This is a genomic window from Cellulosimicrobium sp. I38E (assembly GCF_001647255.1).
In the GTDB taxonomy this organism is placed as follows: domain Bacteria; phylum Actinomycetota; class Actinomycetes; order Actinomycetales; family Cellulomonadaceae; genus Cellulosimicrobium; species Cellulosimicrobium cellulans_E.
This window is the reverse complement of the sequence record NZ_LUAZ01000009.1, coordinates 48,658-70,186: the sequence shown is the minus strand read 5'-3', so window position 1 is coordinate 70,186 and position 21,529 is coordinate 48,658. Positions and strand designations below refer to the sequence as shown.

Here is a 21,529-nt window from a genome sequence, read left to right as displayed (position 1 = left end):
GCCGCGCGCCTTTCGTCACGGAGACAGTGGATGGGTCAGCCGACCGACCGAGACGCCGATCTCGACTCCCCTCAGGACGCCGTCCCCGGGACCGGGACCCCCGGTCCCCGCCCCGAGCCCGCCCCCGTCGACGAGAGCGCCGAGGCGTCCGGGACGGCCGACGTCTCCGAGCGGCCCGGCACGGACGACGGTGACGTCGCCGACGAGGCCCGTGTCCCCGCCGACTCCGCGCCCGCGGTGGACGACGACGCACCACGGGTCGGCACGGCCGAGGTCGCCGCTGCGGACGAGGTCAGCGAGCCCGTGACGCCGGTCGACCAGGACACCCCGGCCGCCGGCAGCGGGGCGGCCGAGCCGGAGGCGCCCGCCGAGCCGACGGCGCCCGCCGAGCCGGCGGCGCCTGCTGAGCCGGCGACGCCCGCCGAGCCGGTGGCGGCCGCCGAGCCGGTCGCGGCTGCCGAGCCGGCAGCCCCGCACGAGCGGGCCGACGCCCCGGTCGATCCGGACGAGACGGCGGTCATCGAGGTGGCCGAGGCCCGGCCGGACCTGTCGGAGGGCTCGGAGGGCGTCGTGCCGCAGGCCGACGCCGTCCCGAGCGCTCAGGCGGCCGACGCCGCCTCGACCGCCGCGGACGACGCTCCCGACGACGCGGCGCAGGTACCGGCGCCGCCCGGCGAGCCCGCGGCGGCTGCGGCCGGGACGGCCGTCGGGACCGAGGACGGCTCCGCACCGGACGCGGCCGCGACGGAGGCGGCAGGCGCCACGACGGACCCGGTCGCGGACGGTGCCGTGGAGGCTCCGGCCGCGGACGAGGCGTCGAGCGCCGCACCCGCGCCCGAGGCGCGGTCCGCCGGCTCGGCCCCCGTGGCGGAGACCGATCCGTCGTCGACCGCGCCCGCCGGGACGGTCGACCCGCCGTCGTCCCCGGACGCGGAGGACGAAGGCGAGGAGGACGAGGAGGAGCCGTACGTGCCCCGCGTCTTCGCGTTCGACCCCAGCGTCCCGGCCGTGCTCGTCCCGGCGCCCGGGACCGAGGAGCAGGCGGCGACGCCCTCGGACGGTCCGGACGTCGCGGTGGACGACCCTCCGGCCGAGCAGACCGCCGTGACGCCCACGGTGGAGGAGCCCGAGGCCGAGCGGACCGCCGTCGTGCCCGTGGTGCCGCCGCAGGCACCCGCGCCGTCGCCGACCGCCCCGGACCCCGCGGCTGCGGACCCGACCCCCGCGCCGGCCGCGGACGCCACCCAGGTCATCCCGCCCGTCGACCCGTGGTCCCGCCCCGCCCCGGTCGTCCGGACCTCCGTCCGACCGGGTGCTCCGGCCACGACCCCCGCGGCGGACCCGACGGCGACCCCGGGCGCGACGCCCGCGGCCGCACCGGCGGCGGCGGGCCTGGGAAGCGCCTTCGGCCCGGTCCCGCCCGACGAGTCCCGGCAGGCGTCGCCCTTCGACGGTTTCGAGGAGGACGCGCCCCGGCGCGGCTGGGTGCGCGGGCTGATGTGGACGGGCATCGGCGTCCTCGTCCTCGGCGGCCTCTACACGGGCGCGCAGTGGTTCTTCTCCGACAAGGTGCCGAGCGGGACGAGCGTCGCCGGCGTGGACGTCGGGGGACTCACCCGGACGGCGGCGCAGGACAGGCTCGAGTCCGAGCTCGGCCCGCGTGCGGCCGAGCCGGTGGCGCTCACGGCGGGCGAGGCGAGCACGACGCTCGACCCGGCGGCCGCGGGCCTGACCTTCGACGCCGCGGCCACCGCGGAAGAGCTCACGGCGTTCTCCATGAGCCCGGCCCGGCTGTGGCAGCACCTGTTCGGCGGCGAGGACGAGGCCCCGGTGGTCTCCGTGGACGACGCGGCGCTCGACGCCCAGGTCGAGGCGCTGCGTGGGAGCCTCGAGATCGAGCCGGTCGACGGCACGGTGCAGTTCGTGGACGGTGCCCCGACGAGCACGCCGGCGGCCGACGGCTCGGCCCTCGTGACGGACGAGGTCCCGGCGGCCATCACGTCGAGCTGGCTCGTCACGGACGGCCCGGTCGCGCTGCCGACCGAGCCCGTGGAGCCCGCGATCACGCAGGAGGAGACGGACGCCGCGCTCGCGCAGGCGGAGAAGGTCGTGTCCGCGCCCGTCGTCGTGTCGGTCGGGGGGCAGAACCCCGAGCTCCCGCCGGAGGCCCTCGCGGCGGCCGCGTCGTTCCCGGCGACGGACGGGGTGCTCACCCTCACCTTCGACGGCGCGACGCTCGTGGACTCGGTGGTCGACCGGACGAGCGACCTGCTCACCGCCGCCGACGACGCGCACTTCGTCTTCCAGGACGGCGCCCCGGTGATCGAGGGCGGGGAACCCGGTACGACGATCGACCCGGCGGCCATCGCGGCGGCCGTCACGACGGCGGCGTCGGGCGACGAGCGGACCGCGACGGTCGAGCTCGTCGAGTCGGACCCCGAGCAGTCGGTCGCGGCGCTCGAGGCGCTCGGGATCAAGGAGAAGGTCTCGGAGTTCTCCACCCCCGTGCCGAACGTCCCGGTCCGCACCGCGAACCTGCGCCGCGGCGCGGAGAAGGTGACGGGGACCCTCGTGAAGCCGGGCGAGACGTTCTCGCTCGTCGACACGCTGTCGCCCATCACGCTCGAGGGCGGTTACTTCGCGGCGGGCATCGTCGAGAGCGGGCGGCACACGGAGGGCGTCGGCGGCGGTCTGTCGCAGATGGCGACGACCACGTACAACGCCGGGTTCTTCGCCGGCCTCGAGGACGTCGAGCACCGGCCCCACAGCTACTGGTTCGAGCGGTACCCCGCGGGGCGCGAGGCGACGATCTTCGTCGGGTCGATCGACATGAAGTTCAAGAACGACACCCCGTACGGCGTCCTCATGCAGTCCTGGGTCGGCGGGGGCGAGCTGCACGTCGCGATCTGGAGCACCAAGTACTACGACGTGGAGACGTCGTCGAGCGGCAAGTCGAACGTGGTCCAGCCGACGACGGTCACGCACTCGGGCGCCGACTGCGCCCCCACCCCCGCGGGCAGCCCGGGCTTCTCCATCACCAACTACCGCAAGGTCTACCACGAGGGCGAGCTCGTCAAGGACGAGTCCTACCGGTGGACGTACAAGCCGGACAACGCGGTCGTCTGCGAGTAGGCGACCGGTCCACCACACACACGGAGGTCCCATGCTCGGACGGAGCGAACGGGAGTCGGGCGCGCAGGCGCTCCTCGCGGCCACGGCGGCGGGCTGGGTCGAGGGCGACCCCGCCGAGGCGGACGCGCTGCTCGACCTCGGGTCGACGACCGCGACGCTGTCGACCGTCGCGAGCATCGACGGCCTGTCCGCCGTCGTGCACCTGGGGCACCCGGCGCAGCCGTCGCACGAGCTGGAGCGGGCGCTGCTCGCCGCGCCGCCCTCGCTCGTGCTCACGGGGGCGTCGGCCGTGCCGGCGCAGTGGGTCTGGGTCGGGCGCTCAGGCGCCGCGCGGGACCTGACGGGGCACGTCGTCGTGGACGAGGCGGGCATGCGCGACCGCCGCCACGTGCTGCGCACGATGGGCGTGAGCCCGTCCCTCGTCCCGACGCGGACGAGCCTGGAGGAGCGCATCGCGCTCGCCGGCCCCGACGGCAGCCTCGTCGTCGAGCGTTCCGTCGCCGCGGGACCGCTCGCCGCGCTCGGGTACGCCGAGCTCGCCGGGAGCGAGGTCCTCGGCGACGGCGCGCCCGTCTGGTACGGCCTCCTGGAGAGCCGGGGCGCCGTACCGCGGGCCGAGGGCGTCGCCCAGGTCTGGCTCGCGTTCGGGCCGCGGGACGACCACCGCGGCTCGCTCCAGGAGACGCTCGCGCTCGTGGCCCAGGCCGGCATCGACCTCCAGCACCTGCGCAGCCACCGCTCCCAGGCCGGACCCCACATCTTCTTCTGCGCGTTCTCCTGCCCCGACGCGGGGACGCTCGACGGTCTCCTCGCAGGCTTCGCGGAGCGGGGTGTCGCGCACCGCCTGCTGGCCGTCCTCCCCGGGCAGGAGTTCGTGCCCGGCCCGGACGCGCTCGCGCCGCGCTGGGCGTCGGCGCCGGACCCCGTGCGCGCGTGAGCGTCGTCGGCTACCTCGGCCCGGAGGGGTCGTTCACGCACCAGGCGGCAGCCGTGTGGTGCGCCGACCACGCGGACGGCCGGGCCGACCGGTCCGCCGACCTCGCCGCGCGCACGACGGTGGCGGACGTGTTCGCCGGGGTCGCCGCCGGAGAGCTCGCGCGCGGCGTCGTCGCGATCGAGAACACGGTCGAGGGCTACGTGGTGCCGTCGCTCGACGCGATCGTCGGGAGCGCGACGGTCGTCGCGGTCGACGAGGTCGTGCTCGACATCTCGTTCGACGCGTTCGTGCGGCCGGGCCATGGCGAGCTGACGGAGGTCACCGCCCACCCGCACGGCCTCGCGCAGTGCCAGGAGTTCGTCCGCCGGACCGGTCTCGCCCCGCTCGCCGCGTCGTCGAACGCGGCGGCGTGCCGGGACGCCGGTCCGCACCAGGTCGCGCTGGGGCCGACGATCTGCGGCGAGCTCTACGGCCTCGAGACGTTCGAGCGCGCCGTCGAGGACTTCGCCGGCGCCCGGACGCGGTTCCTCGTCCTCGCGCCGCGGACTGAGGCGACGACGGCCCTGGAGGCGGCGCGGGCCCGGGGCGACGGCCCGTGGCGCACGATGCTCGCGGTGACCCCCGTCGTCACGGGGCCGGGCGTGCTCGCCCGCATCACGCGGTCCTTCGGCGAGCGCGGCGTCAACCTGTCGAGCCTCATCACGCGCCCGCTCAAGGCGGTGGCCGGCACGTACGTGTTCGTCCTGACCGTCGACGGTGCCCCGTGGGACGCCCCGGTCCGTGCCGTGCTCGACGACCTGGTCCGGGCGGGCGACTCGCTCAAGACCCTCGGGGTCGTGCCCGCGCGCGGCGAGCTGGACGAGTCGGTGCACGCCGACGTGGACGTCGCGCACGTCCCGGTGGGCAGCGTCGACTCCTCGGCGGACCCGGCCGCGCTCGCGACGGGGCTGCTGTGGTGACGCCCGACGCCGCGCCGGCCGCGGGGACGGAGCCGCGGGTCGGGGTCGTCGGGCTCGGGCTGGTCGGCGGCTCGGTCGCGCGGCTCCTGCACGAGCAGGGCGTCGAGGTGACCGCCCACGACGCGACCGCCTCCACACGTGCCGCCGCGCGCGCCGCGGGCCTGCGGGTCGTCGGCGACGTGGCCGACGTGTGCGCGGCCGAGCCCGACGTCCTCGTGCTCGCGGTCCCGCTGCGGGCCATGCGGGCGGTCGCGACCGAGGTCGCGCGCCACGTGCGCGGCACGACCGTCGTCACCGACGTCGGCAGCGTGAAGGGCGCGGTGCGCGACGCCGTCCGGTCGGCGGGGCTCGACGCGCGCTACGTCGGGGCGCACCCCATGGCGGGCACCGAGCACTCGGGGTTCGACGCGTCCGACCCGTCGATGCTCGACGGCGCACGCTGGGCCGTCACGGTCGACGGGACGACGCGCCGCGAGGCGTTCGTCACGGTGCTGCGGCTCGTGACCGGACCGCTCGGCGGGACGGTGCACGTCCTCACCGACGACGTGCACGACGAGTCGACGGCGCTCGTCAGCCACGTCCCGCACGTGCTCGCCACCGAGCTCCTCGGCGTCGTCGCGGACGCCCCGGTGCGCGACGTCGCGCGCGGGCTGGCGGCGGGCAGCTTCCGGGACGCGACGCGGGTGGGGCGCACCGACCCGCGGCGCACCGAGGCGATGGTCACCGACAACGCCGCCTGGGTGGCGTCGGCGCTGCGCGTGGTCGTGCGCGACCTCGAGCAGCTCGTCGCGGCGCTCGAGTCGAACGCGCCCGTCGGGGAGTTCTTCGACCGGCCCGACCCGGTGCGCGGCCCGGCCGACGCGCCGGGGACCGGAGAGCGGCTGCGCGTCGTCCTCGACGACGCGGGGGCCTGGCGCGCGGAGGTCACCGCGGCGGGGGCCCGCGGAGCCGTCGTCGTGGCCGTCGAGGACGACGCGGTCGTCGTCGCCTGACTCGCTCCCGGCCGCCGGGTCAGGCGGGTCGACGTGGCGGGCGCGGCGGGACGGGCTTGCCGGCCACGATCGCGTCGAGCGGGACGACGACGAGGGGCGGGACGGCGTCGTGCGCGCCGTGGCCGCGGTGCGGCGGGGCGGCGCTCCCGCCCGCGTCCTCGCGCAGCACGAGCTCGGTGGCGGTCGTCCGCACGACGACCCCGATGACGTCCGTGAGGGGCTTCCCCGCGGCGGCCGCCTCGTCCGCGGTGAGGCGACGGCGGACGACCACCCGGGTGCCCGGGGCCCACGCGGTCCAGGGCGCGTCGGGCACGGCAGGCGCTCCTCGGGTCTGTGACGTTCGTCCACGGGCTGGTCAGGGAGGGTCGGGCACCGCCCGACCTGAGCGATACTAGTCCTGCGTCTCCCTGTCGTGACCTCGCCCCTCGCCGGGTCGGGGTCCGGACGAATCCAGAAAGGTACTCGGTCGTGACTTACGTGATCGCCCAGCCGTGCGTGGACGTCAAGGACAAGGCGTGCATCGAGGAGTGTCCTGTCGACTGCATCTACGAGGGCAAGCGGTCGCTCTACATCCACCCCGACGAGTGCGTCGACTGCGGTGCGTGCGAGCCGGTCTGCCCGGTCGAGGCCATCTACTACGAGGACGACGTCCCGACGGAGTGGAGCGACTACTACCGCGCCAACGTCGAGTTCTTCGACGACCTCGGCTCGCCCGGCGGCGCCGCGAAGATGGGTCTCATCGAGAAGGACGACCCGATGATCGCCGCCCTGCCGCCGCAGGCCTGAGCACCACGCACCGCCGCACGTGGGGCTCGCCGACCTCTCCGGTCTCGCCTATCCCTGGGACACGCTGACCCCGTACGCGGAGCGCGCCCGCGCGCACCCGCGCGGCGTCGTCGACCTCTCGATCGGGACGCCCGTCGACCCGACGCCCGCCGTCGTGCGCGACGCGCTCGCCGCGGCGTCCGACGCGCACGGCTACCCGACCACGCACGGGACCCCGGCGCTGCGCGAAGCCGTCTCCGGCTGGTTCGCCCGCCGGCGCGGCGTCCCGGCCCTTGACCCCGACGCCGTCCTGCCGACCGTCGGCAGCAAGGAGCTCGTCGGGCTGCTGCCGTCGCTCCTGCGCCTCGGGCCAGGCGACGTCGTCGTGCACCCGCGCACCGCCTACCCGACGTACGACGTCGGCGCGCGCCTCGCCGGCGCGACGCCGCTCGCGACCGACGACGTCGACGAGTGGGCGGGGCGGGCGGACGCGCGCCTCGTCTGGGTGAACTCCCCGAGCAACCCGACCGGCCGCGTGCTCGACGCGGCCCACCTCGCGCGGGTCGTCGCCGCGGCGCGCGAGATCGGCGCGGTCGTCGCGAGCGACGAGTGCTACGCGGAGCTCGCGTGGGCGGAGCCGTACGCGTCGCAGGGCGTGCCGAGCCTCCTCGACCCGGCCGTCTCCGGCGGGTCGCACGACGGGCTCCTCGTCACCTACTCCCTCTCGAAGCAGTCGAGCATGGCCGGCTACCGGGCCGCGTTCGTCGCCGGCGACCCGGCCTTCGTCGCCGACCTGCTCGCGACCCGCAAGCACCTCGGCATGATCGTGCCCGCGCCCGTCCAGGCGGCGATGGTCGCCGCCCTGTCCGACGACGCGCACGTCGCCGCGCAGCGCGCCGTGTACGCGCGCCGGCGCGAGGTGCTCGTCGCGGCGCTCGGCGACGCCGGGCTCCAGGTCGACCACTCCGAGGCGGGCCTCTACCTGTGGTCACGACCGGCGGGGGACGACGGCGGCGACTGCTGGCGGACCGTGTCCGACCTGGCCGACCTCGGCATACTGGTGGGGCCGGGGGCGTTCTACGGACCGGAGGGCGCGGGGCACGTCAGGGTCGCGCTCACCGCGACCGACGAGCGCGTCCACGAGGCCGCGGCTCGACTCTCCGGAGCCTGATCGCTGACGTGACCTGCCTCACAGAGGTGTGGTGTTCTCGTGACGGTTCAGGATTGGTCACGTGCGGGTGAAGCGGGGTACGGTCGACCGCGCGGCAACGGCGCGAGCAGCAGCAGGAAGGGAACCATGACCACCACTCAGCAGGCGAAGGTCCGCCTCCTCGTCGACGACCAGGCGCAGGACCTGCCCGTGGTCGCGGCGACCGACGGCAACGACGGCATCGTCGTGTCCTCCTTGCTCAAGTCGACCGGTCTCGTGACCGTCGACCCGGGCTTCATGAACACGGCGTCGTGCGAGTCGAGCATCACCTACATCGACGGTGACGCCGGCATCCTGCGGTACCGCGGGTACCCCATCGAGCAGCTCGCGGAGCAGTCGAGCTTCCTCGAGGTCGCGTACCTCCTCATCCACGGCGAGCTGCCCGACACCGCGACGCTCGAGGCCTTCGTCGAGCGCGTCAACCGCCACACGCTGGTGCACGAGGACTTCCGCACCTTCATGGGGACGTTCCCGCGGGGCGCCCACCCGATGGCCGTGCTCTCGTCCGCGATCAACGCGCTGTCGACGTTCTACCCCGAGTCGCTCGACCCGTTCGACGACGAGACGGTCGAGCTCGCGACGGTCCTGCTCCTCGCGAAGTCGCGCACCATCACCTCCTACCTGCACCGCCGCCGCGTCGGTGAGCCGCTGCTGTACCCCGACTACTCGCGCGGCTACGTCGACGACTTCCTGCGCATGACGTTCGCGACGCCGTACCAGCAGTACGAGGCCGACCCGGTCGTCGTCGACGCGCTCGACAAGCTGCTCATCCTGCACGCCGACCACGAGCAGAACTGCTCGACGTCGACCGTCCGCGTCGTCGGCTCGTCGCACGCCAACCTCTACGCCTCCGTCGCGGCGGGCGTCAACGCGCTCTCCGGCCCGCTGCACGGTGGCGCCAACGAGTCCGTGCTGACGATGCTCGACAAGATCGCCGGCGCAGAGTACGACGTCGACACCTTCATGAAGAAGGTGAAGAACAAGGAGGACGGCGTCCGCCTCATGGGCTTCGGCCACCGGGTCTACAAGAACTACGACCCGCGCGCGGCGATCGTCAAGAAGTCCGCCGACGCCGTGCTCTCGACCCTCGGCAAGAAGGACCAGCTCCTCGACATCGCCATGGGCCTCGAGGAGATCGCGCTCAACGACGACTACTTCATCGAGCGCAAGCTCTACCCGAACGTCGACTTCTACACGGGCCTCATCTACAAGGCCATGGGCTTCTCGCCCGCGATGTTCACGCCGCTCTTCGCGCTCGGCCGCATGCCCGGCTGGATCGCGCAGTGGCGCGAGATGATGAAGGACCCGCAGACCAAGATCGGCCGCCCGCGCCAGGTCTACGTCGGCGAGACCGAGCGCGACTACGTCCCGGTCTCCGACCGCTGACGCCCGCTCCTCCGGACGCCGCGTCACTCACCCCACGGGGTGAGTGGCGCGGCGTCCGTCGTCTCCGGTAGCCGCCGGTCACGCCTCGTCGGGGACGGCGACGTGGACGCGGAGGAGGCCCGCGTCGAGCGGGGCGAGCTCGTCGGGGTCGATCGGGCTCCACGTCGAGTCCTCGCGGGACCAGCGGCGGTCACCGACCTCGACGGTGACGACGTTCGCCGCGTTCGCGGTGGCGACGGCCCACTGGGCGACGGCCCACGCGGCGCGGTCCGGACCGCCGTCCTCGCCCGCGGCGGGCAGGCCCGAGGCGTCGACCTGCACGGTGCCCCCGTCTCCGCCGTCGGACGGGGACACCTGGGCCCCGTCGCCGAGGTCGCGGGCCAGGCGGTCTCGGAACGGCTGCGCAGGGTCGCCGTCGGAGGGAACCTCGGTCGCGGCCACGGGGGCGAGGTCGCACGTCAGCGAGGCGGGCGACCAGCCCGTGAGCGCGGACGCCCAGGCGCGCGACCGGGGCTCGTGCTGCGCGTACGCGTCGGGGAACGCGGAGCGCTGGACGGTCTGCGCCGCGACCGTGACCTCCATGCCCTCGTAGCCCTCGACGGTCTCGAGCACGTCGTAGAACGCGTTGGCCGAGTACACGGGGTCCATGATCTGCTCGACGCTGCCCCAGCCCTGGGACGGGCGCTGCTGGAACAGGCCGACGGAGTCGCGGTCGCCGTAGTCGATGTTGACGAGCCGGGACTCCTGGAGCGCGGTCGCGAGCCCGATCGTCGCGGCGCGGGCGGGCAGTCCGCGGCGTACGGCCGTGCCCGCGACGAGCGCCGCGTTGTCCGCCTGGGTCACGGACAGGTACCAGGTGCGGCCGTCGGCGGTCGCGGCGCAGCGCTCGGCGACGGGCGTCTCGTCGTCGAGCCGGTTGAGCGCGACGACGACGCCGCCCACCCCGACCGCGGCCACCGTGAGGAGGGTGACGACGGTGCGGAGCGGGCGGCGCCGGGAGCGCGCACGGCCGACGTCCGGCAGGTCCCGGGGACGGGAGGCTCGGGTCGTGGTCATGCGGGACGCCGTCGGGCTCGTCGGTGGTGGGTCAGTTCGCGTGCAGCGCGGCGTTGAGCTCGACGCCGGCGCCGGTGCGGGACACGGCCTCGACGCCGCCGGTGAGCGAGTTGCGCCGGAACAGGATGCCGGAGCGGCCGGAGAGCTCGCGCGCCTTGACGACGAGGGGCCCGCCCGCGGCGTCCGTCTGACCGACGACGGTCACCTTGGTCCCGGCGGTGACGTACAGGCCGGACTCGACGACGCAGTCGTCGCCCAGGGGGATGCCCAGGCCCGCGTTGGCGCCGAGGAGCGAGCGCTGCCCGACGGAGATGACCTCGCGGCCGCCCCCGGAGAGGGTGCCCATGATCGACGCGCCGCCGCCGACGTCCGAGCCGTCGCCGACGACGACGCCGGCCGAGATGCGGCCCTCGACCATCGACGTGCCGAGCGTCCCGGCGTTGAAGTTGACGAAGCCCTCGTGCATGACGGTCGTGCCGGGAGCGAGGTGGGCCCCGAGCCGGACCCGGTCGGCGTCGGCGACGCGGACGCCCGAGGGGACGACGTAGTCCACCATGCGCGGGAACTTGTCCACGCCGTACACCGTCACGGTCTGCCCGGTCGCGCGCAGGCGCAGTCGCGTCTCCTCGAAGCCGTCGACCGCGCACGCGCCGTGGTTGGTCCAGACGACGTTCGTCAGCACGCCGAAGAGCCCGTCGAGGTTCTGCCCGTGCGGGGCGACGAGGCGGTGGGAGAGCAGGTGGAGGCGCAGGTACGCGTCGGCGGTGTCGGCGGGGGCGGCGTCGAGGTCGATCTCGGTCCGGACCACGACGACGTCCACGCCCCGCAGCTCGTCGCGCTCGGCGAGCGCGTCGAGCGAGGCGGGCACGGTCGTGTCCGCCGGCGCGGCGCCGAGCGCCGGGGCCGGGTACCAGACGTCGAGGGTCGTGCCGTCGTCGGTGACGGTCGCCAGGCCGTAGCCCCACGCCGTACGCGGCTCGGACGCGGCCGCCGAGGGGGCGGTCGCGGGGGTCGCAGAAGTCATGCGCCCCACCCTATCCGCCGCCGGTAGGGTGCTGGCGTGACCTCTCCCACCGCTGCCGCCCTGCCCGTGCTCGACCTCCGCGGCGACCTCGTCGCGCTCTTCCGCGCCGTGTGCGACACGCCGTCGGTGAGCGGCGACGAGCGGACGCTCGCGGACGCGGTCGAGACGGCGCTGCGTGCGTACCGGCACCTGGAGGTGGTGCGCGACGGCGACACGGTGGTCGCGCGCACGTCGCTCGGCCGGGAGCGGCGCGTCGTGGTCGCGGGCCACCTGGACACGGTGCCCCTCACGGACCCGCCGAACCTGCCCACGCGAGTCGTGGGGGAGGGTGCGCACGCCGAGGTCTGGGGCCGTGGGACGGTCGACATGAAGGGCGGCGTCGCGGTCGCGCTCGCGCTCGCGGCCGAGCTCGACGCCCCGGCGCAGGACGTGACGTGGGTGTTCTACGACAACGAGGAGGTCGCGTCCGACCTCAACGGGCTCGGGCGCCTCGCGCGCAACCGTCCCGACCTGCTCGCGGCCGACTTCGCGGTCCTCGGCGAGCCGACGTCCGCCGGTCTCGAGGGCGGGTGCAACGGCACGCTGCGGGTCGACGTGCGCGTCCCCGGGGTCGCGGCGCACTCCGCGCGCTCCTGGACGGGCGCCAACGCGATCCACGCGGCGCACGAGGTGCTCGACCGCCTGGCCGCGTACGTCCCGCAGCAGATCGAGGTCGACGGTCTGGTCTACCGCGAGGGCATGAACGCGGTCGGCATCGCCGGGGGGATCGCGGGCAACGTCGTGCCGGACGAGTGCGTCGTCACGGTGAACTTCCGGTTCGCGCCCTCGCGCACGGTCGTCGAGGCGGAGCAGCACGTGCGCGAGCTCTTCGCCGGCTTCGAGGTCGTCCTCACCGACGTCGCAGCGGGCGCGCGACCGGGGCTCGACGACCCGCTCGCCGCGGACTTCGCCGCCGCGGTGCTGGGCGTCACGGGCGGCGCGCCGGCGCCGAAGTACGGCTGGACCGACGTCGCGCGCTTCGCCGAGCTGGGCGTCCCCGCGGTGAACTTCGGCCCGGGGGACCCGCTGCTCGCGCACAAGGACGACGAGCGCTGCCCGGTCGGCGAGCTCGCGCTGTGCCGCGACGCGCTGCGTGCGTGGCTCACGGCCACCCCTGCGGCTTAGGCTCGTGACCATGAGCGACACGGTGCGTGACCAGGGTTCCGACGACGGCCTGCCCCAGGCGGGGACGGGGTACCGCAAGGGGCCGGTGCTGCTGCGCGGGGACCAGATCCCCCGCCAGACGACGGACCAGCGCCTCCTCGACACGGGGGGCAGCGCGGACTGGGTCCACTCGGACCCGTGGCGCGTGATGCGCATCCAGAGCGAGTTCGTCGAGGGCTTCGGCGCGCTGGCGGAGGTCGGCCCGGCCGTGTCGGTGTTCGGGTCGGCCCGGACCAAGCCGGACCACCCGGACTACGCGCTCGCCGAGGACGTCGGCCGTCGCCTCGTCGACGAGGGCTTCGCCGTCATCACGGGCGGGGGCCCGGGCATCATGGAGGCGGCCAACAAGGGCGCGTCCGAGGCGGGCGGGCTGTCGATCGGTCTGGGCATCGAGCTCCCGTTCGAGCAGGGCATGAACCGGTACGTGAACCTCGGCGTGAACTTCCGCTACTTCTTCGCCCGCAAGACGATGTTCGTCAAGTACGCGCAGGGCTTCGTCGTCCTCCCGGGTGGGTTCGGCACGTTCGACGAGCTGTTCGAGGCCCTCACGCTCGTCCAGACGCACAAGATCACCGAGTTCCCGGTGGCGCTCGTCGGCACGGACTACTGGAGCGGGCTGCTCGAGTGGGCCCGCACGGCGGTCGCCGGACGCGGCATGATCAGCGCGCACGACCTCGACCTCGTCCACCTGTGCGACGACCCCGCCGAGGCCGTCGAGTACGTGTGCGACCGCGGCGCCGAGCTGCGCGCCGAGGAGCTCGAGGCCACCGAGGAGCTCGCCCGGGCGCAGGCCGGCGACGCGAGCTGAGGGCCGCGGCGCGATGACCCCACCCGCCCCCGACGCGCCCGCGGAGCCGTCGGGCGGGCACTCCGACGACGCACCCGAACCGCTGCCTCCCCTCGGGGTCCCACCTCGTGGCACGTCGCTCGTGCTGCGCGGGCGGGTCCTCGAGCGGCCCGCGGTGATGGCGATCGTCAACCGCACCGACGACTCGTTCTACGCGGGCGCGCGCCAGCTCGACGACCGGGACGCGCTCGCGGCGGTCGAGCGCGCTGTCGTCCAGGGCGCCGAGATCCTCGACGTGGGGGGAGTGCGGGCAGGCGTCGGTCCCGTGGTGACGCCCGACGAGGAGGTCCGTCGCGTCGTGCCCTTCGTGGCGCGGGTCCGTGCGGAGTTCCCCGACCTGCTCGTGAGCGTCGACACGTGGCGGGCCGAGGTGGCGCACGAGGCGGCGCTCGCGGGCGCCGACCTCATCAACGACACGTGGGCGGGCCACGACCCCCGCCTGGTCGAGGTCGCGGGCGAGCACGGCGTCGGGGTGGTGTGCTCGCACACGGGGGGCGCGACTCCTCGCACCGACCCGTTCCGCGTCGCGTACCCCGCCCGGCCCGGCGCCGCGGACCCGCGCGACGGCGTCGTCCAGGACGTGGTGGCGACCCTCCGTACGGCGGCCGAGCGGGCGGTCGCGTGCGGGGTCCCGCGGGCGTCGGTCCTCGTCGACCCCACGCACGACTTCGGCAAGAACACGTGGCACTCCCTGCACCTCCTGCGTCGGACAGAGGTCCTCGCAGGCCTCGGGTTCCCGCTCCTCATGGCGCTGTCCCGCAAGGACTTCGTGGGCGAGACGCTCGACCTCCCGGCCGACGAGCGGCTGGAGGGCACCCTCGCCGCGACGGCCCTCGCCGCGTGGCTCGGCGCGCGCGTCTTCCGCGCGCACGACGTCGCGGCGACCCGGCGCGTCCTGGACCTCGTCGCCGCGGTGCGCGACGAGATCCCTCCGGCGGTCGCCTTGCGGGGCCTCGCGTGACCACGCGGCGCGTCGCGGCCGGTCCGGGCGAGCGTCCGCGGCTGCTCCGCCCGACCTCGTGGCCGTGGTGGGTGCAGGTCCTCGCGGTGTACGGCCTCGCGCGCGCGGTGAGCGCGGTGATCCTCCTCGTCGTCGCGAGGTCCCAGGAGGCGAACCCCTGGACGGACGCCGCGCCGTCGTACCTGCCGTACGTCGCGCGCATGTGGGACGCGAGCTGGTACGAGCAGATCTACGGGTCCGGCTACCCCGACACGCTCCCCGTGGGTCCCGACGGCGCCGTCGAGCAGAACGTCTGGGCCTTCTTCCCGCTCTTCCCGGCGCTCGTCCGTGCCCTCGACGCCGTCACCGGTCTGGGGTGGGACATGCTCGCGCCCACGGTCGCGCTCGTGTGCGGTGCCGGCGCCGTCCTCGTGATCCACCGGCTGGTCGCGACGGCGGGCGCCGCGGCCGTCGAGCGCAGGCCGGGCCTGCCGCTGGCGACCGTCCTGCTCGTGAGCGTCTTCCCGTCCAGCCCCGTCCTCCAGGTCGCGTACACGGAGTCCCTCGCGCTCCTCCTCGTGGCGTCGGCGCTCCTGCTGCTGGCGCGGCGCCGCTACGGGTGGGCCACGCTCGTCGTCGTCCTCCTCGGCTTCTCCCGCGCCGTCGCGCTGCCGATGGCGGCGGTCGTCCTGTGGCACGGGATCGTGCGCTGGCGGCGCGGCGACCTGCGCGGGCCCGACGCCGCGCGGGTGAGCGGTCTCCTCGCCGTCGCCCTGGCGAGCGGGTTCGTGTGGCCGTGGGCGTGCAGCGTCGTCACGGGCGTGCACCAGGGGTACTTCCGCACGCAGGAGGCATGGCGCGGCGGAGCGGAGGTCGTGCCGGTCGTCCCGTGGGTCGACGTGTCGCGCTGGCTGATGGGCGACGCCGGCCCGTGGGTCCTCGTGCTCGTGCTGCTCGCGACGGCCGCCCTCGTGCTCAACCCCGGCGCGGCGCGGCTCGGACCGGAGATGCACGCGTGGTCCGGCGCGTACCTCGCCTACCTGGTCGCGGCGATCCAGCCCGGCACGTCGCTCGTGCGGTTCCTGCTGCTCGCCTTCCCGCTCGCGGCGGTGACCGTCGGATGGACGCGGTCTCGTCTGTGGCTGGCCGCCGTGACCGTCGCCGGCGTCGCGGGTCAGGTGTGGTGGGTGTGGTCGCTCTGGCGGCTCGTCCCGCCGTCCGGCTGGCCGCCGTGACCCGGACGCCCGGGATGTCGGTACGGGTGAACTAGACTGTCCCCGGGCGTCGTCCGAGGTCGGACGCCCCTCCTCGCGCGTGCGGGGTGGACTCGGGACAACGGAAATGGAGTGCCATCGATGGCTGCGATGAAGCCGCGGACGGGTGACGGGCCGCTGGAGGTCACCAAGGAAGGGCGAGGCATCGTCATGCGGGTCCCGCTCGAGGGTGGCGGACGCCTGGTGGTCGAGCTCAACGCGACCGAGGCCAGCGAGCTGGGTGAGGCGCTCCAGGCCGTGGTGGGCTGATTGCCCGCACGTGAGCGCCGGGCCTCCGGTCTCCCCGGGCTGCCGCGCACGCTGCCCGAGGTGGTCGGTGCCCGGGGCGCTCTGAGCGACGCGGCACTCCTCGACGACGCGCAGGTCGACGCGGTCGTCGTGGCCGTCGCGCCCCCGCGCGAGGCCGAGGACGGCTTGCAGCCTCGTGCCGGCACCGTCGACGCGACGGTGCGGTACGGCGTCGACCTCGCGGAGCTCGCCGAGCGTGCGGGCGGGCGGAGCTTCCGTGGTGCGTCCGGCGAGGTCGTGCGCGTCGACCTGCCGCGCGCGCACGCGGGGTCGGGGGCGCGGCTCCCCTGGGCGGGCCTGCCCCCGCGGATCCTGCTGCTCGGGGTCGGCGGCGGGACGGCGTCGGACCTGCGGCGCGCCGGTGCGGCCCTCGCTCGTGCGGCGCGCGGCCTGGAGCGCGTCGTCAGCGCCGCCACCGCCGACGCGGGTCCCGACGCGGTCCGCGCGTTCGTCGAGGGCTACCTGCTCGCTGCGTACGACCAGCCCCGGCAGAGCGGGGCTTCACCGTCCGCGACCGAGGCGGCCGCGGAGCAGCTCGTCCTGCTCGCGCCCGAGGACCGGCCCGACGTCACGGCGCCGATCGAGGCCGCGCACCGCGCTGCGGCGGCGACCTGGCTGGTCCGCGACCTCGCCAACGTCCCGTCCGACGTCAAGGACCCGGCGTGGTTCGCCGACCGCGCGGTCGAGCTGGCCGACGCGGTCGGGCTGGACACGGCCGTCCGCGGCCCCGCCGAGCTCGGCACGGAGGGCTTCGGGGCGATCCTGGCCGTAGGTGCGGGCTCGGCACGACCACCGCGCCTCGTGACCGTCACCTACGACCCGGCGGACCACGGGGTCCTCCCTGCGGGTGCCGGTGCCGACGTCCGGCACGTGGTCGTCGTCGGCAAGGGCATCACGTACGACACCGGCGGACTCTCCATCAAGCCGCGCGAGGCGATGGTGCCGATGAAGACCGACATGGCGGGCGCGGCCGTCGCGCTCGCGGTCGTGCTCGGTGCTGCCCGCGCCCGCTCCGACCGCCGGGTCACCGCGGTGCTCCCGCTGGCCGAGAACCACGTGGGCGCCGCCTCGTACCGCCCGGGGGACGTGCTGCGCACCTGGTCGGGCCGGACGGTCGAGGTGGCGAACACCGACGCGGAGGGCCGTCTCGTCCTCGCCGACGCCGTCGCGTACGCCGTGGCCGAGCTCGCGCCCGACGTGCTCGTCGACGTCGCGACCCTCACCGGCGCGGCGAGCCTCGGCCTGGGCCGCGGGCACGGCGCGCTGTTCGCGACGGACGACGCCGTCGCCGACGCCCTGGAGGACGCCGCGCTCTCCACCGGCGAGCGGGTGTGGCGCATGCCGCTCGTCGAGGACTACGCGGACGCGCTGCGCTCCGACGTCGCCGACCTGCGGCACGTGCCCGTCGAGAGCCCGGGCGGCGGGTCGATCACGGCCGCGCTGTTCCTGCGCGAGTTCGTCGGGGACGTGCCCTGGGCGCACCTCGACATCGCCGGACCCGCACGGGCGACCGCCGACCGGCACGAGGTCGTCGCCGGGGCCACGGGATACGGTGCCAGGCTCCTCCTCGAGGCGCTCGACCGGCTCTGACCGTCGAGTCCCTCGCCCGCCGGGACGTCTCAGCGGCGCACGGCGAGCAGCAGGCCGTCGCCGCTCGGGAGCAGCGCGGGCCGGACGCGCTCGTCCGACCGCAGCGACCGGCCGACCTCGCGGACGATCGTCGTCACCTCGTCGCGCCGCGCCGGGTCGGCGACCCGGTCGTGCGAGAGCGCGCCGTCGACCGCGAGCACGCCGCCCGGGCGCAGCAGGCGCAGGCCCTGCTCGACGTACTCGGGATAGCTGTGCTTGTCCGCGCCCACGAGGACGAGGTCGTAGGCGCCGTCGGTGAGCCGGGGGAGGACCTCGCTCGCGCGACCCGGGATGGTGCGGGTCCGCGCCGAGGGCACGCCCTCCTCCGCGAAGGCCTCCTTGGCCGCGCGCTGGTGCTCGACCTCGACGTCGATCGTCGTCAGCACGCCGTCGGCCGGCATGCCGCGCAGGAGCCAGAGCGACGCCACGCCCGTGCCGGTGCCGATCTCGACCACCGCGCGGGCGGCCAGCGACGCCGCGAGTACCTGGAGCACCGCCCCCACGCCGGGGAGCACCGTCGGGCAGCCGAGCTCGGCGGCTCGGTCGCGCGCACGCAGGAGGACCTCGTCCTCGGGGACGAACTCCTCGCTGTACACCCAGCTCGCCGCCTTCGCGCTGCGGTGGGTGCCGACGTCGCTGGTGATCGGTGCCTCCTGGTGGTCCGTCGTCCGCGCCTGCGCCCCGGGGAGGGTTCCCCTGGCGGTGCGCTGTCTCGGATCGTACCCGGCCCGTCCCACGGCGGCCCGCTCCCGCGCCGCGCGTGTGTGCACGGGCCGTGGACGTCGCGCGCACGTCCCGCGCGAGAGGGGGAACACCGGGACGGTGCCGGGCGTTCTTCTGGGACGATGGACGACGTGGACGACGCACGACCGGGAACCAGCACGCACGTGACGCAGGACGGGAGCGCGTGGGTGCCGCCGTCGTGGGACGAGATCGTTCGCGAGCACTCGGCGCGCGTGTACCGGCTCGCGTACCGCCTGACCGGGAACCGGCACGACGCCGAGGACCTCACGCAGGAGACGTTCGTCCGGGTGTTCCGCTCGCTGTCCAGCTATACCCCCGGCACGTTCGAGGGCTGGCTGCACCGCATCACGACGAACCTCTTCCTCGACCAGGTCCGGCGCAAGCAGCGCATCCGCATGGAGGCCATGGGCGACGACGACGGGCAGTACCCGGCCCGTTCCGAGGCCCAGCCGGAGCGCGGCTTCGAGCACGCCAACCTCGACCACGACGTCCAGCGCGCGCTCGACGCGCTCTCGCCCGAGTACCGGGCCGCCGTCGTGCTGTGCGACATCGAGGGCCTGTCCTACGAGGAGATCGCCGTGACGCTGGGGATCAAGCTCGGCACGGTCCGCTCCCGCATCCACCGCGCGCGGTCCCAGCTCCGCGCCGCGCTGCCGCACCGCGACCCCGCGGACCGCCCGGCGTCGGACGACGTCCCGACACCCGTGGCCGCCCGGGGGGTGGCGTGACGCACCTCGGCTCCCGCCTCTCCGCTCTCGTCGACGGGCAGCTCACGCCCGCCGAGGCGGAGCGTGCGCTCGAGCACGTGGCGTGCTGCCCGCGGTGCGCCGCCGAGCTGTCTGCGGCGCGCGCCGCCCGGCGGGCCCTGAGCAGCGCCGGCCCGGTCGAGCCCGCACCCGACCTCGCGGCGCGCCTGCTCGCCCTGTCGGCCCAGATCCCCTCGACCGACGGCGACCCGCTCCGCTCGGCGCCCGTGACGGGCGACCCCTGGGCGCAGCCGGTCCCGCTTCCGCGCGGTGCGTGGAGCGGGGAGGTGCGCCGGGGAGCGGTGCGTCGCCGGGTCGTCGGTCTCGTCGTCGGGGGGGTCGGCGTCGCGGCGGTCGGCCTCTTCGCGCTGGGGGAGAGCCCGCTCGTCACCCCGGAGCTCCACCGCAGCGACCCGCTCAGCGTGCTGGCACAGGCAGCGCCCCGAGCCACCGGGGCGCTCGTCGTGGGAGGGGTGCGCACGGCGGACCAGGCCGAGGGCGAGGGAGCCGCTCTCGACGGCACCGCGGCGCTCGCGGCGCTCGACGACCAGGGCTGGACCTGCCCCACGGCGCTCCCGGAGGGCTTCATCGTCGTCGACGTCCGGGACGACGCGGCCCGCGGCACCGTCGAGATCGACCTCGAGGCGCCGGGCGGCGAGGCCGTGGTGCGCGAGCAGTCGGGTCTCCTGGACACCGCCGCGCTCGCGGGCGCGGAGACGTGGGACGTCGGCGACCGCCGGGTGCACGTGCTGTCCGAGGAACCGTGGCACGTGGTCTGGCAGTCCGGCGACACCGTGATCGACGTCGTCGCGGACACCGAGCGGGAGACGCTCGCCGCCCTCGTGGCGGCCTTCCCGGCGCGTGACTACGATGCCGGGGTCCCGGCGCGCATCTCCCGGGGCTGGACGACCATGACAGGAGCGCTCGGCACCTCATGACCGACCCCCAGACCGGCCCTCAGTCCGGCCCGGAGCACGCCGGGGCGCCCGACGCCGCACGGAACCCGTTCGCACCGCCGTCGGCGTACCGCAGCGTGCCGCCCGTCCCGCCGTCGGCACCGGTCGGGCCCGGCCCGGTCCCGCCCCCGCCGGGCGCGACCGTCCCGCCCTCGGGCGCGGCCCCGCAGCCGCCGGTCCCCGCCGCGGGGCCGACTGGCGCGGCGGGGCCCGCAGACCCGTGGCAGACCCTGCGCTCGTTCGGCGAGCCCGAGCCGGTGTCGGCGCCGACGCGACCCGGCGGGTCGGTCGACCCCACGCTCGTCGGGGTCCCGCGGGGCGCTGCCGGTCCGCCGCCCGGGCGCGGGCTGCGTCCCGCCGTGGTGGCGGGCGTCGCCGTGCTCGCCCTCGTGGCGGGCGCGCTGGGCGGGGTCGCGGCCGACCGGCTCCTCGGGCAGGACTCGCCCGGCGCCTACACGTCGGCCCTGCCGCCCGCCAGCGTCGAGCCGGGGGCCGACCGCCCCGCGGGCTCGGTGGCGGACATCGCCGCAACGGTGCTGCCGAGCGTCGTCTCGCTCCAGGTCCGCGGGACCGACGGCGTCGCCACGGGGTCAGGCTTCGTCCTCCGCGAGGACGGGTACATCCTCACGAACAACCACGTGGTGGCGTCGGCCGCCGACGGCGGGGACGTCGTCGTGCTGTTCTCCGACGGGCACGAGAGCCCGGCCGAGCTGGTCGGGCGGACCGTCGACTACGACCTCGCGGTGGTCAAGGTCGAGGACACGGGGCTCACGCCGCTCGCGCTCGGCGACTCCGACGACGTCGTCGTCGGGGATCCCGTGGTCGCCGTCGGCGCCCCGCTGGGCCTGAACGGGACCGTCACCACGGGCATCATCAGCGCGCTCAACCGGCCGGTCCAGGCCGGTGCCGCGGCCGAGACCGCGTTCATCAACGCGATCCAGACCGACGCGGCGATCAACCCCGGCAACTCCGGAGGCCCGCTCGTCAACGGGCGCGGCGAGGTCGTGGGCATCAACTCCGCCATCGCGCAGCCCCCGGGCAGCCAGTCGGCGACCGGGAGCATCGGGCTCGGCTTCGCCATCCCGTCCAACCAGGCGCGCCGGACCGCGGAGCAGCTCATCGCCGACGGCGTCGCGACGTACCCGGTGATCGGCGTGCTGCTCGACCAGGGGTACCAGGGCGAGGGCGTGCAGGTCTCGACGCAGGCCCAGGCCGGCAACCCCGCGGTGACGCCCGACGGACCGGCCGACGCCGCGGGGATCCGGCCCGGGGACGTGATCCTCTCCATCGACGACCGGCCCGTCACGGAGTCGGACGAGCTCATCGTCGCCATCCGGGCGAAGGCTCCGGGGGACGCCGTGACCCTGCGGGTCCGCACGGGCGACCGGGAGCGCGACGTCCGCGTCGTCCTCGACGAGGCCACGAGCGAGTAGTCTGTCGG

Annotated in this window: 20 protein-coding genes; 16 read left to right on the top strand and 4 right to left on the bottom strand. The window is 75.5% G+C overall.

Annotation, left to right across the window (positions count from 1 at the left end):
- The first annotated feature begins 30 nt into the window (after positions 1–30).
- Genes A0J59_RS02330 through A0J59_RS02315 form a run of 4 tightly spaced genes read left to right on the top strand, consistent with a single transcriptional unit; the run spans position 31 to position 6,020 of the window.
- Positions 31–3,132: a VanW family protein gene (locus A0J59_RS02330; protein WP_255364899.1), complete on the top strand. Its 3,102-nt coding sequence runs from the start codon at positions 31–33 to the stop codon at positions 3,130–3,132.
- A 31-nt stretch (positions 3,133–3,163) separates the two neighbouring features.
- Positions 3,164–4,069, top strand: coding sequence for a hypothetical protein (locus tag A0J59_RS02325; RefSeq protein WP_047232780.1), 906 nt, complete (start codon positions 3,164–3,166; stop codon positions 4,067–4,069).
- The gene (locus tag A0J59_RS02320) at positions 4,066–5,028 is read left to right on the top strand and encodes a prephenate dehydratase domain-containing protein (RefSeq protein WP_255364898.1); all 963 of its coding nucleotides are present in this window, start codon (positions 4,066–4,068) and stop codon (positions 5,026–5,028) included. The genes A0J59_RS02325 and A0J59_RS02320 overlap by 4 nt, the downstream gene beginning before the upstream one ends.
- On the top strand, positions 5,025–6,020 hold the full coding sequence (locus A0J59_RS02315; protein WP_053371199.1) for a prephenate dehydrogenase/arogenate dehydrogenase family protein: 996 nt from the start codon (positions 5,025–5,027) through the stop codon (positions 6,018–6,020). The genes A0J59_RS02320 and A0J59_RS02315 overlap by 4 nt, the downstream gene beginning before the upstream one ends.
- A 19-nt stretch (positions 6,021–6,039) precedes the next feature.
- Here the strand turns inward: A0J59_RS02315 and A0J59_RS02310 are convergent, their stop codons facing one another.
- Positions 6,040–6,333 carry a hypothetical protein gene (locus tag A0J59_RS02310; RefSeq protein ID WP_047233524.1) on the bottom strand — a complete coding sequence of 98 codons (294 nt, stop codon included), beginning with the start codon at positions 6,331–6,333 and terminating at the stop codon, positions 6,040–6,042.
- Positions 6,334–6,488: 155 nt separating this feature from the next.
- Here A0J59_RS02310 and fdxA point away from each other — a divergent pair, with 155 nt between their 5' ends.
- The 3 genes from fdxA (at position 6,489) to A0J59_RS02295 (ending at position 9,381) form a co-directional block, all read left to right on the top strand.
- Positions 6,489–6,806, top strand: coding sequence for a ferredoxin (gene fdxA / locus A0J59_RS02305; RefSeq protein ID WP_024841122.1), 318 nt, complete (start codon positions 6,489–6,491; stop codon positions 6,804–6,806).
- 19 nt (positions 6,807–6,825) lie between these two features.
- Positions 6,826–7,956 carry a succinyldiaminopimelate transaminase gene (dapC, locus tag A0J59_RS02300; RefSeq protein ID WP_064315097.1) on the top strand — a complete coding sequence of 377 codons (1,131 nt, stop codon included), beginning with the start codon at positions 6,826–6,828 and terminating at the stop codon, positions 7,954–7,956.
- 126 nt (positions 7,957–8,082) lie between these two features.
- Positions 8,083–9,381 carry a citrate synthase gene (locus A0J59_RS02295; RefSeq protein ID WP_047233522.1) on the top strand — a complete coding sequence of 433 codons (1,299 nt, stop codon included), beginning with the start codon at positions 8,083–8,085 and terminating at the stop codon, positions 9,379–9,381.
- A 78-nt stretch (positions 9,382–9,459) separates the two neighbouring features.
- Here the strand turns inward: A0J59_RS02295 and A0J59_RS21920 are convergent, their stop codons facing one another.
- Positions 9,460–10,437 (bottom strand): hypothetical protein, encoded by a 978-nt coding sequence (locus A0J59_RS21920; RefSeq protein WP_064315096.1) that lies wholly within the window; start codon positions 10,435–10,437, stop codon positions 9,460–9,462.
- A 31-nt stretch (positions 10,438–10,468) separates the two neighbouring features.
- Positions 10,469–11,461: a 2,3,4,5-tetrahydropyridine-2,6-dicarboxylate N-succinyltransferase gene (gene dapD / locus A0J59_RS02285; RefSeq protein WP_047233520.1), complete on the bottom strand. Its 993-nt coding sequence runs from the start codon at positions 11,459–11,461 to the stop codon at positions 10,469–10,471.
- A gap of 36 nt (positions 11,462–11,497) precedes the next feature.
- On the opposite strand from dapD, the gene dapE reads away from it, so the two are divergent.
- The 6 genes from dapE to A0J59_RS02260 all read left to right on the top strand — a co-directional run bounded on the left by dapE (position 11,498) and on the right by A0J59_RS02260 (position 17,603).
- Entirely contained in the window at positions 11,498–12,625 is a 1,128-nt protein-coding gene (gene dapE, locus A0J59_RS02280) for a succinyl-diaminopimelate desuccinylase (RefSeq protein ID WP_047233519.1), read from the top strand.
- 10 nt (positions 12,626–12,635) lie between these two features.
- The gene (locus A0J59_RS02275; protein WP_047233518.1) at positions 12,636–13,472 is read left to right on the top strand and encodes a TIGR00730 family Rossman fold protein; all 837 of its coding nucleotides are present in this window, start codon (positions 12,636–12,638) and stop codon (positions 13,470–13,472) included.
- Between the two features lie 13 nt (positions 13,473–13,485).
- Entirely contained in the window at positions 13,486–14,472 is a 987-nt protein-coding gene (gene folP / locus A0J59_RS02270; RefSeq protein WP_082141315.1) for a dihydropteroate synthase, read from the top strand.
- Entirely contained in the window at positions 14,469–15,686 is a 1,218-nt protein-coding gene (locus A0J59_RS02265; protein ID WP_082918672.1) for a hypothetical protein, read from the top strand. Before folP ends, A0J59_RS02265 begins: the two co-directional genes overlap by 4 nt.
- A 120-nt stretch (positions 15,687–15,806) precedes the next feature.
- The gene (locus A0J59_RS21040) at positions 15,807–15,974 is read left to right on the top strand and encodes a DUF3117 domain-containing protein (RefSeq protein WP_064506638.1); all 168 of its coding nucleotides are present in this window, start codon (positions 15,807–15,809) and stop codon (positions 15,972–15,974) included.
- Positions 15,975–17,603, top strand: a complete 1,629-nt coding sequence (locus A0J59_RS02260; protein WP_064315095.1) for a M17 family metallopeptidase — start codon at positions 15,975–15,977, stop codon at positions 17,601–17,603.
- A 29-nt stretch (positions 17,604–17,632) separates the two neighbouring features.
- Here A0J59_RS02260 and A0J59_RS02255 read toward each other — a convergent pair whose 3' ends face one another.
- Entirely contained in the window at positions 17,633–18,238 is a 606-nt protein-coding gene (locus A0J59_RS02255; protein WP_255364897.1) for an O-methyltransferase, read from the bottom strand.
- A gap of 249 nt (positions 18,239–18,487) precedes the next feature.
- On the opposite strand from A0J59_RS02255, the gene sigE reads away from it, so the two are divergent.
- The 3 genes from sigE to A0J59_RS02240 are packed head-to-tail and all read left to right on the top strand — an operon-like array spanning position 18,488 to position 21,521.
- Complete coding sequence (gene sigE, locus A0J59_RS02250; RefSeq protein WP_047233516.1) at positions 18,488–19,114, top strand: RNA polymerase sigma factor SigE; 627 nt, start codon at positions 18,488–18,490, stop codon at positions 19,112–19,114.
- Positions 19,111–20,070, top strand: coding sequence for a zf-HC2 domain-containing protein (locus A0J59_RS02245; RefSeq protein WP_064315094.1), 960 nt, complete (start codon positions 19,111–19,113; stop codon positions 20,068–20,070). The genes sigE and A0J59_RS02245 overlap by 4 nt, the downstream gene beginning before the upstream one ends.
- Entirely contained in the window at positions 20,067–21,521 is a 1,455-nt protein-coding gene (locus A0J59_RS02240; protein ID WP_064315093.1) for a S1C family serine protease, read from the top strand. Before A0J59_RS02245 ends, A0J59_RS02240 begins: the two co-directional genes overlap by 4 nt.
- Positions 21,522–21,529: the final 8 nt, after the last annotated feature.

Bases quoted from the DNA above. Each gene is read 5' to 3' on its own strand.
- A0J59_RS02240 (WP_064315093.1), top strand. From the start codon at position 20,067: ATGACCGACCCCCAGACCGGCCCTCAGTCCGGCCCGGAGCACGCCGGG.
- sigE (WP_047233516.1), top strand. From the start codon at position 18,488: ATGGACGACGTGGACGACGCACGACCGGGAACCAGCACGCACGTGACG.
- A0J59_RS02330 (WP_255364899.1), top strand. From the start codon at position 31: ATGGGTCAGCCGACCGACCGAGACGCCGATCTCGACTCCCCTCAGGAC.
- folP (WP_082141315.1), top strand. From the start codon at position 13,486: ATGACCCCACCCGCCCCCGACGCGCCCGCGGAGCCGTCGGGCGGGCAC.
- A0J59_RS21040 (WP_064506638.1), top strand. From the start codon at position 15,807: ATGGCTGCGATGAAGCCGCGGACGGGTGACGGGCCGCTGGAGGTCACC.
- dapD (WP_047233520.1), bottom strand. From the start codon at position 11,461: ATGACTTCTGCGACCCCCGCGACCGCCCCCTCGGCGGCCGCGTCCGAG.
- A0J59_RS02325 (WP_047232780.1), top strand. From the start codon at position 3,164: ATGCTCGGACGGAGCGAACGGGAGTCGGGCGCGCAGGCGCTCCTCGCG.
- A0J59_RS02295 (WP_047233522.1), top strand. From the start codon at position 8,083: ATGACCACCACTCAGCAGGCGAAGGTCCGCCTCCTCGTCGACGACCAG.
- A0J59_RS02275 (WP_047233518.1), top strand. From the start codon at position 12,636: ATGAGCGACACGGTGCGTGACCAGGGTTCCGACGACGGCCTGCCCCAG.
- A0J59_RS21920 (WP_064315096.1), bottom strand. From the start codon at position 10,437: ATGACCACGACCCGAGCCTCCCGTCCCCGGGACCTGCCGGACGTCGGC.